Origin of the sequence: Lentibacillus jeotgali (assembly GCF_000224785.1) — a bacterium.
In the GTDB taxonomy this organism is placed as follows: Bacteria; Bacillota; Bacilli; order Bacillales; family Amphibacillaceae; genus Lentibacillus; species Lentibacillus jeotgali.
In genome coordinates this window covers 1-13784 of record NZ_AGAV01000016.1, presented here as the reverse complement: position 1 = coordinate 13784, position 13784 = coordinate 1, and the positions used below count along the sequence as shown (strand labels likewise).

At 46.5% G+C, this 13784-nt stretch carries 10 protein-coding genes and 1 pseudogene; all 11 read right to left on the bottom strand.

What is annotated here, in order from left to right:
- Positions 1 to 107: 107 nt before the first annotated feature.
- Positions 108 to 464, bottom strand: a complete 357-nt coding sequence (locus ON01_RS13330) for a response regulator (RefSeq protein WP_010531560.1) — start codon at positions 462 to 464, stop codon at positions 108 to 110.
- 223 nt (positions 465 to 687) lie between these two features.
- On the bottom strand, positions 688 to 2289 hold the full coding sequence (locus tag ON01_RS13325) for a CTP synthase (protein WP_010531559.1): 1602 nt from the start codon (positions 2287 to 2289) through the stop codon (positions 688 to 690).
- A gap of 221 nt (positions 2290 to 2510) precedes the next feature.
- A complete protein-coding gene (gene rpoE / locus ON01_RS13320) occupies positions 2511 to 3056 on the bottom strand; it encodes a DNA-directed RNA polymerase subunit delta (RefSeq protein ID WP_010531558.1) in 546 nt (181 codons plus the stop codon).
- Positions 3057 to 3464: 408 nt separating this feature from the next.
- A complete protein-coding gene (gene icmF / locus ON01_RS13315; RefSeq protein ID WP_010531557.1) occupies positions 3465 to 6695 on the bottom strand; it encodes a fused isobutyryl-CoA mutase/GTPase IcmF in 3231 nt (1076 codons plus the stop codon).
- Positions 6696 to 6715: 20 nt separating this feature from the next.
- Positions 6716 to 7360: a TetR/AcrR family transcriptional regulator gene (locus ON01_RS13310; protein ID WP_010531556.1), complete on the bottom strand. Its 645-nt coding sequence runs from the start codon at positions 7358 to 7360 to the stop codon at positions 6716 to 6718.
- Positions 7361 to 7936, bottom strand: a pseudogene (locus ON01_RS13305) (methylmalonyl Co-A mutase-associated GTPase MeaB); the annotation flags it as partial. It lies immediately after the preceding gene.
- 270 nt (positions 7937 to 8206) lie between these two features.
- The gene (locus ON01_RS13300) at positions 8207 to 9346 is read right to left on the bottom strand and encodes an acyl-CoA dehydrogenase (RefSeq protein WP_010531554.1); all 1140 of its coding nucleotides are present in this window, start codon (positions 9344 to 9346) and stop codon (positions 8207 to 8209) included.
- Positions 9347 to 9406: 60 nt separating this feature from the next.
- Positions 9407 to 10546 carry an acyl-CoA dehydrogenase gene (locus ON01_RS13295; RefSeq protein WP_010531553.1) on the bottom strand — a complete coding sequence of 380 codons (1140 nt, stop codon included), beginning with the start codon at positions 10544 to 10546 and terminating at the stop codon, positions 9407 to 9409.
- A gap of 39 nt (positions 10547 to 10585) precedes the next feature.
- A complete protein-coding gene (locus ON01_RS13290) occupies positions 10586 to 11437 on the bottom strand; it encodes a 3-hydroxybutyryl-CoA dehydrogenase (RefSeq protein ID WP_010531552.1) in 852 nt (283 codons plus the stop codon).
- Between the two features lie 62 nt (positions 11438 to 11499).
- A complete protein-coding gene (locus ON01_RS13285; RefSeq protein WP_010531551.1) occupies positions 11500 to 12687 on the bottom strand; it encodes an acetyl-CoA C-acetyltransferase in 1188 nt (395 codons plus the stop codon).
- Between the two features lie 280 nt (positions 12688 to 12967).
- On the bottom strand, positions 12968 to 13784 hold an 817-nt coding region (locus ON01_RS13280; protein WP_010531550.1), incomplete at its 5' end, for a (Fe-S)-binding protein.

Below are 13784 nucleotides of genomic sequence, written 5' to 3'. Positions count from 1 at the left end.
TTATGAGCCAATCAACCAATCAATTTCAATCCAGGCAACCGAAATTAAGAAATGCAGCAAGGCACATAATGTCTGCTGCACAGTGTATTTATTATAATAGTATTAGTTCATTCCAAAAAACCTTTTACAAAATCGCTGACTTCCTGAATATTAAATGGCTTAGCAAAAACTTTCCTGACGATACTGAAGCCATTTATCTCCTTTCTGATATCATCCAAACCGCTCATGACAATTGCCGGAACAGAAATCTGATCCCGCTCCAATCTTTTTAATACTTCCGATCCATCAACAATCGGTAATTTGTAGTCTAGTATAAGCAAATCGAATGAACGGGCATAAAGCTGGTCGAGTGCCTCTTTACCGGTTTCTGCTGTTGACACGCTGTACCCTTCATCGCTGAAAATTTCTTGTAATAACATACGTATTCCTGGCTGATCATCCACCACCAGTATCTCCTTAGTCATAACTTGAACACTCCCCACTTATGTAATTTCTTTGTTCTGCTCTTATTATTATTCTACAAATTTCCCCAAAATCCTTCTATTTAAAGAACGTTTCTTATGCTTATATGTATATTATGGCTATCGGTTTTAAATAAAGTAACGGGGACAAATAAGACCCGGATAGAAAACGGAAAAACCGTTCTTGACCCAGGTCTTTTGTCACGATTTTCAACTAAAATATCTCTTAGAAATCCTTGCAGGCTTCTCCGATAAACCCATGAAACAGCGGCTGCGGACGGTTCGGGCGTGATTTGAATTCCGGATGGAACTGGCATGCGACAAACCACGGGTGATCTGCGAGTTCGATTGTCTCAACCAGCCGGTCATCAGGGCTAGTCCCGGACAGAATCATGCCATTATCATGCATCTGCTCCCGGTAGTTGTTGTTGAACTCATAGCGATGACGGTGGCGTTCATATACTAAATCCTCATTTCCATAAGCCTGTTTTGTTTTCGTGCCATCTGCCAACTTGCAAGGATAACTACCAAGCCGCAATGTTCCGCCCATATCGGAAATATTCTTTTGCTCAGGCAGCAAGTCGATAATCGGATCCGGTGTGGCTGGATCGATTTCCGCCGAATGTGCATTTTCAAGACCGAGCACGTTTCTGGCGAATTCTACCGTTGCCAGCTGCATTCCGAGGCATATACCCAAAAATGGCTTTTTATTCTCCCGAGCATAACGGATGGCCTCAATTTTGCCGTTAATTCCGCGATCGCCAAAACCACCTGGAACAAGTACACCATCAACATCTTCCAACTCACTTGCAATTGACTCATTACTTAATTTCTCTGAATTAATCCATTTGACTTTAACATCCGTATCATACGAAAACCCTGCATGCTTCAAGGCCTCGACAACTGACAAATACGCATCAGGCAGCTCCACGTACTTACCGACAAGCCCGATGACGGTTGTCTTGGATAAATTTCGCACGCTGGCAATCAGCTGTTCCCACTCCTGCATGGCTGCTTCGCTACAATGAAGCCCCAGGTGTTCGCATGTCAGCTGATCGAGATGTTGTTTTTGCAGGGCAATCGGTACTTGATACAATGTGTCGGCATCAAGCATTTCAATAACCATTTGCTTATCGGTATCACAGAACAATGCGATTTTTTCTTTCATTTCTTCACTGATCGGCAGCTCGGAACGCAGTACAATCGCGTCCGGCTGGATACCCAATGAACGCAATTCCTTCACACTGTGCTGAGTCGGTTTTGTCTTGACTTCTCCGGCCGCTTTAATATACGGCACAAGCGTACAATGAATATACATGACATGTTCGCGTCCAATGTCACTCTTGATCTGGCGGATCGCCTCGAGAAACGGGAGTGATTCGATATCACCGACAGTCCCGCCGATTTCCGTAATGACCACATCAGCCTTCGTTTCTTGTCCCGCACGGAAAACCTGTTTCTTAATTTCGTTCGTAATGTGCGGAATAACCTGCACTGTTCCGCCAAGATAATCTCCTCGGCGCTCTTTCTTAATAACACTAGAATATACTTTGCCTGTGGTAATATTGCTGTATTTATTCAAATTAATATCAATGAATCGCTCATAGTGTCCAAGGTCAAGGTCGGTTTCCGCCCCATCCTCGGTTACAAACACCTCGCCGTGCTGATACGGGCTCATCGTTCCAGGGTCAACATTAATATATGGATCAAATTTTTGAATGGTCACCTTCAGTCCCCGGTTTTTCAAAAGCCGGCCAAGTGATGCAGCTGTTATCCCTTTGCCAAGCGATGAAACCACACCGCCAGTCACAAAAATGTACTTCGTCAATGCTTATCCCTCTTCTTTCTATATGAATTTGTTCCCATCTTGTTTGCTTTTGTGATTAGGTTATATCTATCCTTAATTGTTAAACATTAGAAGATTGCTTAAAGCGGCCTAAATAAAAAACGCTCCCCCTTTACTTATCCAGGGGGAGCGCAAGATGTTTATGAATTTACGAGCCCAATAAAGATTGTACGCATCGACATTTAAAAAGTCAAGCGGCTAGTTTAGTTATTATCTTCCTCTTCATCATCACTGTCATCGAAGTCGTCATCGTCGAAATCGTCATCAACTTCATCCAGTTCATCATCAAAGCCGATGTTTTCATTGTTTTCATTGCTTTCATCGCGTTCATCCAGCGGTTCATCTTCAAATTTGTTCGTCAGGATTTCAACATTATCATCACCAAGATCAAGTTCGCCTTCTGCAGGTTCCTCACGCGGGGCCTCTTCTTTCTTTTTCTTCTTCGCTTTTTTCTTTTTCTTTGGTGTCGGTGATGTTACGATTTCATCCATTTGTTCAACCGGATACCAGCGCTTCAGGCCCCAAACGCCGGGGTCAATAGTAAGAAATCTCCCATCCACTGTTAGATCCGTATAAAATTGGGCAATAAATTGCCTTTTCTGTTCGTCTGTATACCCCTTGAGTTCAACAACCTTGTTGTAAAGATCATTAAAATTTTGTGCTTTCTGCTCATCATGCAAGATTTCACCAGCCAGCTCAAGCATTGATGTCACTTCAAGTTCTTCGCGGCTGTAGTTTTTCAAGCTCACGGTACCGCACTCCCTTTATATATATTTCATAGTCAGGGCATTCTCGCCTGATTGTTAACATTTAGCGATTTGTTCAAATCATACCATTCATTATAAACAAAAATAGGCGGAATATGCCAGCGGAAAAACAAATTAATTAAAATCAGTCTAATTGAAACACATGTTATGTATAATCTCTATTAACTGGAGTCTACGTATATTTCCTCCGCTAAAGCAGTGTATGGTTCATCTTTAGAGTTGGCTATTTTAGTTATGTTATGTCCACCCCCCCTATTTACAAGCAACTGGACCTCCGCTTATCTCTCCCGATTTCCAAAAAATATTGAAGCGGGGTCTTTACTGCGCGTTACATGCGGGGGTAAAGGAATCGGCTTTGTTCCGATTCCTTACATCCTGATCATTCGAGCCTTACATATTCCGTCTGTATTGTCCGCCGACCTCATAGAGCGCATTCGTAATCTGACCGAGGCTGGCAGCTTTCACGGTTTCCATTAATTCAGCAAAGATATTGCCGCCGGATGCTGCCACTTTTTTCAGCTGTTCAAGCGCCGCTTCCGTCTGGCCTTTATGTCCATCCTGAAATTTGTGAAGCTCACTGATTTGATGTTCTTTTTCTTCTTTGGATGCTCGGGCCAGTTCCATCGAATTGATGTCATCCGCTGATGTCGGATTCGGGCTAACATACGTGTTCACCCCAACAATCGGCAGCTCGCCGGAATGTTTTTTGCCTTCATAGTACAAGGACTCTTCCTGGATTTTTCCGCGCTGATATTGCCGTTCCATGGCCCCAAGAACGCCGCCGCGGTCATTCATTTTTTCAAATTCCTGCAGGACCGCTTCTTCGACAAGATCGGTCAGTTCCTCCACAATGAATGATCCCTGCAACGAATTTTCGTTCTTAGTCAGGCCGAATTCCTTATTAATGATCATCTGGATGGCCATCGCACGACGTACGGACTCTTCTGTCGGTGTCGTGATCGCTTCATCGTAAGCATTGGTATGCAGTGAATTTGTATTATCCTGTATCGCGAGAAGTGCCTGCAGTGTCGTCCGAATATCGTTAAAGTCAATTTCCTGAGCGTGCAGGGAGCGACCGGATGTCTGGATATGATATTTCAATTTCTGGCTCCGCTCATCTGCACTGTATTTATCGCGCATCGTTATCGCCCAAATACGGCGGGCAACCCGGCCGATTACCGTGTATTCCGGGTCAAGCCCGTTGGAGAAGAAAAACGACAAATTCTGTGCAAATTTATTCACATCCATGCCGCGGCTCAAGTAATACTCAACATACGTAAATCCGTTTGCCAGTGTAAAGGCCAGCTGGGTGATCGGGTTCGCACCGGCTTCAGCAATGTGATAGCCGGAAATCGAAACCGAGTAGTAGTTCCGCACATTTTTATCAATAAAATATTGCTGGATATCACCCATCATTCGCAATGCAAACTCCGTCGAGAAGATACAGGTGTTTTGCCCCTGGTCTTCTTTTAAAATATCCGCCTGAACCGTTCCGCGCACGACTGAAATCGTCTCGCCTCTTAAGTTTTCATACTCCTCCCGGGTCGGTTCACGGCCATTGTCCTCCCTGAACTTCGCCAGCTGCTGATCGATCGCAGTATTGAAGAACATGGCCAGTATGATCGGTGCGGGACCATTGATCGTCATCGACACAGATGTCTTCGGATCGGTCAGGTCAAATCCATCATACAGTTTTTTCATATCGTCCAGTGTACATATACTGACACCGCTTTCGCCAACTTTCCCGTATATGTCCGGGCGGGGTGCCGGGTCTTCCCCGTAAAGGGTTACCGAGTCAAACGCTGTTGACAGCCGTTTTGCTTCACTGTCTTCGGATAAATAATGGAAACGGCGGTTGGTACGTTCCGGCGTGCCTTCCCCGGCAAACTGGCGTGTCGGATCTTCCCCTTTGCGTTTGAACGGGAAAACACCTGCTGTGAATGGAAACGAACCCGGAACATTTTCCTTCATCAGCCACGTCAGGCGATCACCCCAGTCCAAGTATTTCGGCAGCATGACTTTCGGGATTTTCAGCCCTGAAATAGATTCTGTGTTCAATTCCATTTCAATGTCTTTGTTGCGAATTTTGAATGTCATCGTATCCTGACTGTATTTTTCTTTTGTGTCATCCCAATGATCCAGTTGCTTTTTCGCCTCGGATGACAATTTTTCCTCGTACGTTTGAATGGCCTTGTCGATGGCTCCAGCGCTTTCATCATCGAGGGCATTTTTAGCACCTTCAAGCTGATAAAGTTTTCGTGCAATATCGCTTTGCTTTGCGGCATTTTCGTGATAACTGCGAACATGCTGGGCAATTTCCTGCAAGTAGTGACGTCGCTCATTCGTAATGATCATGTTTTGTTTTTCAGCAATCGTATGCCGGTCAAAATCAACGGCATTGTCCCAGCTGAACCTTTCATTCAGCGTGTCAATCATCGATGCGAATAACGCGTTTGTACCTGCATCATTAAATTGGCTGGCAATTGTGCCGAAAACAGGGAACATTTCTTTAGCTTCACCGAACAGTAAGTGGCTGCGCTGATATTGTTTGCGTACCTGATTCAGCGCATCTTCGGAACCCTTTTGTTCAAACTTATTAATAACAACAAAGTCGGCGAAATCGATCATGTCGATTTTTTCAAGTTGTGAAGGCGCTCCGAATTCAGCCGTCATCACATACATGGACAGGTCGGTAACATCTGTAATGGCTGCATCGCCCTGGCCGATGCCGCTCGTTTCAACAATAATGAAATCGTAATTGGAAGCGCGAAGAACATCGAGCACATCCTGAAGCGACTGGGACAGCTCTGTTCTTGACCCGCGTGTTGCAAGTGACCGCATGTAAACACGGTCGGTGAAAATCGCATTCATCCGGATCCGGTCACCGAGGAGCGCCCCGCCGGTTTTCTTTTTCGTTGGGTCGATGGAAATGATGGCAATTTTCTTATCCGGTATTTCATTGATAAAGCGGCGGATCAATTCATCGGTCAATGAACTTTTCCCCGCACCGCCCGTGCCGGTAATGCCTAAAACAGGTGCATTATTCGACTGTGACCGCAATTTACTAAGGACTGCTTGCTTTTCGTCATCATCATGGTTTTCGATATAGGTAATTAATCGGGCAACTGCCTGCCGTTCACCCGCTGTAAGTTTCTTCTGTTCCGCGTTCAAGTCAACCGACGGCAAGAAGTCGCATTCTTCAACCATACTGTTAATCATGCCCTGAAGACCCATGTCACGGCCATTATCCGGTGAAAAGATACTTGATACACCATAATCTTCGAGTTCCTTGATTTCACGCGGGATGATGGTTCCGCCACCGCCGCCATAAACGTTAATGTGGCTTGCACCCAGTTCATTGAGCAGATCAATCATGTATTTAAAATACTCCACATGCCCGCCCTGATAGGATGATACGGCAATCCCCTGGGCATCCTCCTGAACCGCGGCATACACGACCTCTTCAACTGAACGGTTGTGCCCGAGATGAACGACCTCTGCCCCGCTTGATTGAAGAATCCGGCGCATAATATTAATTGAGGCATCGTGCCCATCATACAAACTCGATGCCGTGACGAACCGGACCGGGTTGACCGGTTTATAGATTTGAACTTGTTCCATGATACCCCTCCTTCAAAAACTCATGCTTCATGTGTCTTATTTTTCGCCATCCTGGCAATTGACAGGGATTGCATCATAAAATGAATCTGGCGTTCAGCGTACTCTTTCAGGGTAAATTGTTTTTGCAGCATCCACCTTCTGAATCCCCACATCTGCCCCTGAACGAAAATATTGTTGGCGATAAGCGCCGCATCCTGTTTACCAATAGTTTCCGGCAGGCATGTGACAATCATTTTTTCGAGCATAGCGACCATGTCCCGCTCCTTCTGCAAAACATATTCAATCGATTCTTTCTTGAGTGACTTGACTTCCTGATACATGATGATGATTTTTTCCTGCATGTCATCCATCAGGTAAAAATACGATTCAACAACTTTTTCCAGATTGGCAAGCGATGGGTTCTGCCAGTCGCCGGAAGCTTCCAAACGCTCCCTGACCTGGTCATATATCGCATCACACACCAGGAACAGCACATCTTCTTTCGTCCGAATGTATTCATACAGGGTTCCGATACTGAAACCCGATTCCTTGGCGATTTCTCTTGTCGTGGTACGGTGGAACCCTTTTTCCTTAAATAAAGCAATTGCACCTTTGATCATCTGGTTGCGGCGTTTTTCAACCAGATCGGTATCTTTGACAGAAGAAACGACTTGGTTTTTTGTCATTTAGCCGCCCCCTTCCTCTTTCCATTGATTATAGATGTCTTTCGCACGTTTATATGGATCATCGTCTGCCTGAATAATCATGTCTGTACGTTCTGCGTATGCTTTCACATCACGCCAGATTTCTTCGCGGATCAGTTCATATACTTCGAGCTCCTGCTGTTGTTTCCGGCGCCTGCCTCCTTCTTCTGTCCTGTACAGGTAATCATGATGTTCATTGATTTTTTCCCAAAACATGTCAATTCCTTTATTTTCGGTTGTGATGATTTTAATGATTGGTGTTTTATGGGCGTCCTTAGACGTCATCATGACAAGCTCTTTCAGAAGGCCTTTCAGTTTTCCGACACCATCAAGATCAGCCTTGTTAATGACGAACATATCGGCTATCTCCATGATCCCGGCCTTGAATATCTGCAACACATCACCACTGTTCGGGGTCAGGACAAGTGCGGTGGTGTCAACGACCTTCATAATATCAAGCTCCGACTGGCCGACACCAACCGTTTCGACAATCACCACATCAAATCCGAATGCGTCACATATCCTGACCGCATCCTTGGTTGCTCGGGCAAGACCGCCCGGGCCAGTGCTCGTATGTCGTTTTCCTTCATTCGTTCAACGAGTTGGTGCATATGTTTGACTTCCTTTCTGCAGATTGGCAGTGTCCGGTTTGCTTGTTGTTGTGCTGCGCTCACGTGAATCGATGGTGCAGCCGATGCTGCGCCCTTTTGAAATTGTGAACTTCAGCGAAAAAATTGTGAACTTGAGCCGATTTTGTGACAACTTGAGCCAAAATCATGTGACTTGAGCCGATTCTATGACAACTTGAGCCAAAACGACCCCATTAAACTATTTCGTCAGCATCCGGCCAATTACAAGGCGCTGGATCTCGTTTGTTCCTTCATAGATTTGTGTGATTTTAGCATCACGCATGTAGCGTTCGACGGGATAGTCTTTCGTGTAACCATAGCCGCCAAATACCTGAACCGCTTCAGTCGTAACGCGCATCGCCGTATCACCGGCGTACAGTTTGGACATGGCCGACGCTTTTCCGTATGGCTTTCCTTCTGACTCAAGCCATGCTGCCTGGTAGGTTAATAGACGAGATGCTTCAATTTCTGTCGCCATATCTGCTAGCTTAAACGAGATACCCTGATTGACGGCAATCGGTTTGCCGAACTGCTCGCGTCCTTTCGCATAGTCTACTGCTGCGTCGAGCGCACCCTGAGCGATCCCCAGCGCCTGGGCTGCAATGCCATTGCGTCCGCCATCAAGTGTCGTCATGGCGATTTTGAATCCTTCACGCTCCGCACCAAGCAGGTTTTCCTTTGGCACGCGGCAGTTTTCAAAAATCAGTTCAGTCGTAGGTGATGAACGGATACCGAGCTTCTTTTCCTTCTTGCCGGTGGTAAAACCTTCCGTATCCTTTTCCACGATGAATGCACTGATACCTTTGTGCCGTGCTTCGGGATCCGTCATCGCAAAGACAATGTAGATATCGGCCACACCACCGTTGGAGATCCAGACTTTGTTGCCATTCAGGATATAGTCATCGCCATCTTTTTTGGCAACCGTTTTCATGCCGGCTGCATCACTGCCTGATCCCGGCTCAGACAACGCATAAGCTCCCAGTGCTTCCCCGGTTGCCAGACGGTACAGGAATGTTTTCTTCTGTTCTTCGCTTCCATATTTGTAAATCGGCCAGCTCGCCAGTGAAAGGTGTGCTGATAACGTTACGCCAGTTGACGCACACACACGTGACAGCTCCTCAACCGCAATCACATAACTGACATAGTCGGAATCGATTCCGCCATATTTTTCCGGCCAGGGAATACCTGTCAGACCCAGCTCAGCCATTTTGTCAAAAATCCCGCGATCAAAGCGTTCTTCTTCATCACGTTCGGCTGCCGTCGGTTCCACATCATTTTTAGCAAAATCACGGACCATCTTGCGCAGCATTTCCTGTTCTTCAGTCAGTTGAAAATTCATTGAATACGATCTCCCTTCAAAACGAATGATTCATTCGTCATACCGGATTGTGGGTAAAACTCAGTCAAGTAGGTTCTTTGCTATGACGATATGCTGGATTTCATTTGTTCCTTCATAAATTTCCGTCACTTTGGCATCACGGAAAAGTCGCTCTACCGGATAGTCCTCTGTATAGCCATAACCACCATAAACCTGTACCGCTTCAATGGCTGCTTTACGTGCTGTCTTAGATGCATACATTTTGGCCATTGATGCTTCCTTGCTTGATGGCACACCTTGTTCAACCAAATCTGCAGCCTGGTAGACCAATAGTTTAGCCGCTTCGACTTCGGTGGCCATATCCGCAAGCTTAAATGCGATTCCCTGATTCTCGGCAATTGGTTTACCGAATTGCTCACGCTCTTTTGCATAAGCCACAGCGTATTCAAGGGCTGCCTCACCAATTCCGAGAGCCTGGGCGGCAATGCCGATGCGTCCAACATTCAAATTGGCCATTGCAATTTTGAAACCGTCGCCCTCTTCCCCAAGGAGCTGCTCTTTTGGAACAACACAATGATCAAAGCTGAGCTGAACAGTATTCGAACCGTGCAGTCCCATTTTCTTTTCGGGTTTCCCAATTTCCAGACCTGGAGTATCTTTTTCGACAACGAAGGCGCTGACCCCTTTTGAGCCGGGTTCATCACTTGTACGGGCAAACGTGATATATGTATCAGCCTGCCCGCCGTTTGTAATAAAAATTTTGGAGCCTTTAAGTATGTAGCTATCCCCGTCTTTTACGGCTCTTGTCTTCAAGTTGGCGGCATCAGATCCGGCGCCGGGTTCTGTCAGGGCGAACGCTCCAAGATATTGACCTGAAGCAAGCTTGGGCAGATACTTGTTTTTCTGCTCCTCATTGCCGAAGGACAGGATCGGATTGGTGCCGACCGATGTATGAACCGACAGGATAACAGCAAGCGTCGCACTGACTTTAGCAAGTTCATTGATGGCAATGATATAACACGTGTAATCCATTCCACTTCCGCCATATTTTTCAGGAATCGGAACCCCCATTAGCCCGAGTTCGCCCATTTTACGGATAATTTCGACTGGGAACCTCTCTTCTCGTTCCATCCGCTCAACTTCCGGTTGCACGTCATTTACGGCAAAATCCCGGACCATTTTACGCATCATTTCCTGTTCTTCGGTTAAGTGAAGGTTCATATGCGAAGGCCTCCTTTTTCGTAAATCGTGGATGTTGAATCAGCTATACTGATAAAAGCCCCTACCTGACTTTTTGCCGTACCAGCCGGCGTTGACATATTTTCTAAGGAGCGGGCATGGGCGGTATTTGCTGTCGCCAAAACCGTCATGCAGCACTTCCATAATGTAAAGGCACGTATCCAGCCCGATAAAATCAGCCAGTGTCAGCGGGCCCATTGGATGATTCATGCCGAGTTTCATAACCGTATCAATATCCTCGACCGATGCGACACCTTCATGCAGGGCAAAAATGGCTTCGTTAATCATCGGCATTAAAATCCGGTTAGCAGCAAATCCCGGGTAATCATTCACTTCCACAGATGTTTTAGAAAGCTTTTTCGCCATATCGGCAACCGCTTCATATGTTTCATCACTTGTCTGCAGTCCGCGGATGACTTCCACAAGCTTCATCACCGGAACCGGGTTCATGAAGTGCATCCCGATAACCTGTTCCGCCCGGTTTGTCGATGCTGCGATTTCCGTAATCGGAAGTGATGATGTGTTGGTTGCCAGAATCGCGTGTTCAGGTGCATATTCATCCAGCTGACGGAACACGTTTGTTTTCACATCCATGTTTTCGACAATCGCTTCAATCGTCATATCGCAATCTTTGACATCCTGTATAGCTGTTGTCGATTTCAACCGTTTAATGGTGTCATTTTTTTCCTGCTCGCTGATGCGTTCTTTAGCAACAGACCTTGTTAAATGCTTATCGATGTTTTGCATGCCTTTCTGAAGAGCTTCTTCATTAACATCATTTAATAAAACGTCGTAACCGGACTGGGCGCAGACTTGAGCGATTCCTGAGCCCATCTGGCCAGCCCCAATCACCATAATCTTTTTCATAGTCATGATCTCGTTACCTCCTTTGGATTGAAAATGTGAACTTTAGCAAAAACACTGTGTAGCTATTCTCATTGCTTCGGTACTTCCACCATTATCGCGTCACCCTGGCCGCCGCCGCTGCAGATGGCTGCAACGCCGTGTCCACCGCCGCGCCGCTGTAATTCATGGATTAGCGTCAGAATAATGCGCGCACCGCTTGCACCGATTGGATGACCCAATGCGACCGCTCCGCCGTTTACGTTGATTTTTTCTGGATCAATATCCGCGATTTTCCCGCTCGCGAGGGATACAGCCGCAAACGCTTCATTAATTTCGTACAAGTCAATATCCTCTTTGGCGTAACCGGTCTTTTCAAGCAGCTTATTGATGACCAGTCCCGGGGTTTTCGGAAAGTCTTTGGATTCAACAGCCACTTCCGCATGGCCATGAATTACTGCCATCGGTGTTTTGCCAAGCTGTTCTGCTGCTTCGTCAGACATGACAACAAATGCACCCGCACCGTCATTGACGCCCGGGGCATTTCCGGCTGTTATCGTGCCGTCTTTATCAAACGCCGGACGTAATTTCGAAAGGACATCAACACTTGTATCCTTGCGTGGCGCCTCGTCAATATCAATTGTGATTGGATCACCTTTCCGCTGTGGAACCTCAAGCGGAACGATTTCTTCAGCAAATTTATCGTCTTCAATTGCCCTCGCTGCCCGCTGATGACTGCGATATGACCATTCATCCTGCGCTTCTCTTGTTAATCCGTATTCCTCTGCGGTGCTGTTGCCATAAGTGCCCATGTGAACACCGGCAAATGAACAAGTCAATCCGTCATGTACCATCATATCGACGATCTTTTTATCACCCATGCGATTTCCCCACCGGGCATCGGGTAAAATATATGGGGCGTTGCTCATACTTTCCATTCCGCCAGCAACAATAATGTCTTCATCACCAAGGCGGATCAGCTGATCGGCAAGGGTCACACTGCGAAGTCCTGATGCACATACCTTGTTGATCGTTTCGGTTTTGACTTCCCATGGGATGCCCGCTTCACGTGCTGCCTGCCGGGAAGGGATCTGGCCCTGCCCTCCCTGCAGGACATTGCCGATCATAACCTCATCAACTTTTTCTCCATCCAGCCCTGCTCGCTTAAGTGCTTCTTTAATGACTGCACCGCCCAGCTGTGATGCTGTGAACGGCTTCAATGCCCCTCCAAATTTTCCAAATGGCGTCCGTGCACCAGATACAATAACCGTCTTTCGCATACAATCGACATCCTTTCAATTTATATATTCATAGATTCATATGGTATCGCTTACTCTGTTGAGTTGAGCGGGTATTTGTTTTTTGACCGAACGCTCGCTCAGCACAGATCCAAAATGGAGAGGGGCGTTGTACAACTGCCCCTCAAGATATACTGACTTCAGGTTTGTGTCACTAATTCAGGCTGATCCTGTCCCGTCGGGATGGGTCAATCTGTCTGTTCCCGTATCGCGCCGCGCGATTCTGGTGCTGTGTCGCACGAATTTCAAAGCCCTCAAATCTTTAAGCAGTCTTCTGTTCATCATCCACCAGCACTGACAATGCCAGAATTTCAGCAACATCCATGGTACTGATGTCTTCCTCAACTTCTTTCGCTTTCGTCCCGTCACTGAGCATCGTGAGGCAGAATGGACATGCACTGGAAATCATCGTCGATTCAGTCTCCATTGCCTGTTCGGTGCGGGCCACGTTGATACGGTTTCCTGTTGTGTCTTCCGTCCACATCAGACCGCCGCCGGCACCGCAGCACATGCCGTTTTCACGGCTCCGGTCCATCTCGACCAGATCAAGTCCCGGGATGGATTTCAGAATTTCTCTTGGCGGATCATAAACGCCATTGTATCGTCCTAGATAACAGGAATCATGATAGGTGAGTTTCTGATTGATTTCACGCTGCGGTTTCAGCTTGCCATTCATGACGAGATCATACAGCATCTGAGTATGGTGATAAACTTCCGCTTCGAACCCGAAATCAGGGTATTCATTTTTGAAAATATTATAGGCGTGCGGATCAATGGTCACGATTTTCTTCACGTCATGCTTTTCAAATTCCTTGATGTTTTTCTCGGCGATTTCCTGGAATAAAAACTCATTTCCGATACGGCGCGCTGTATCACCCGAGTTTTGCTCTTTATTTCCAAGGATGGCAAAGCTGATGCCTGCTTGATTCATCAATTTGGCAAACGCAAGCGCGATTTTTTGGCTACGGTTGTCAAATGACCCCATTGAGCTTACCCAGAAAAGATATTCGAAATCTTTATCTTCTTTTTTCAATTCCTTAACGGTTGGGATGTATGCATCTTCATTCTGCTCGCGCCAT

Bases quoted from the DNA above. Each gene is read 5' to 3' on its own strand.
- ON01_RS13330 (WP_010531560.1), bottom strand. From the start codon at position 464: ATGACTAAGGAGATACTGGTGGTGGATGATCAGCCAGGAATACGTATG.
- icmF (WP_010531557.1), bottom strand. From the start codon at position 6,695: ATGGAACAAGTTCAAATCTATAAACCGGTCAACCCGGTCCGGTTCGTC.
- ON01_RS13310 (WP_010531556.1), bottom strand. From the start codon at position 7,360: ATGACAAAAAACCAAGTCGTTTCTTCTGTCAAAGATACCGATCTGGTT.
- ON01_RS13300 (WP_010531554.1), bottom strand. From the start codon at position 9,346: ATGAATTTTCAACTGACTGAAGAACAGGAAATGCTGCGCAAGATGGTC.
- ON01_RS13295 (WP_010531553.1), bottom strand. From the start codon at position 10,546: ATGAACCTTCACTTAACCGAAGAACAGGAAATGATGCGTAAAATGGTC.
- ON01_RS13290 (WP_010531552.1), bottom strand. From the start codon at position 11,437: ATGACTATGAAAAAGATTATGGTGATTGGGGCTGGCCAGATGGGCTCA.
- ON01_RS13285 (WP_010531551.1), bottom strand. From the start codon at position 12,687: ATGCGAAAGACGGTTATTGTATCTGGTGCACGGACGCCATTTGGAAAA.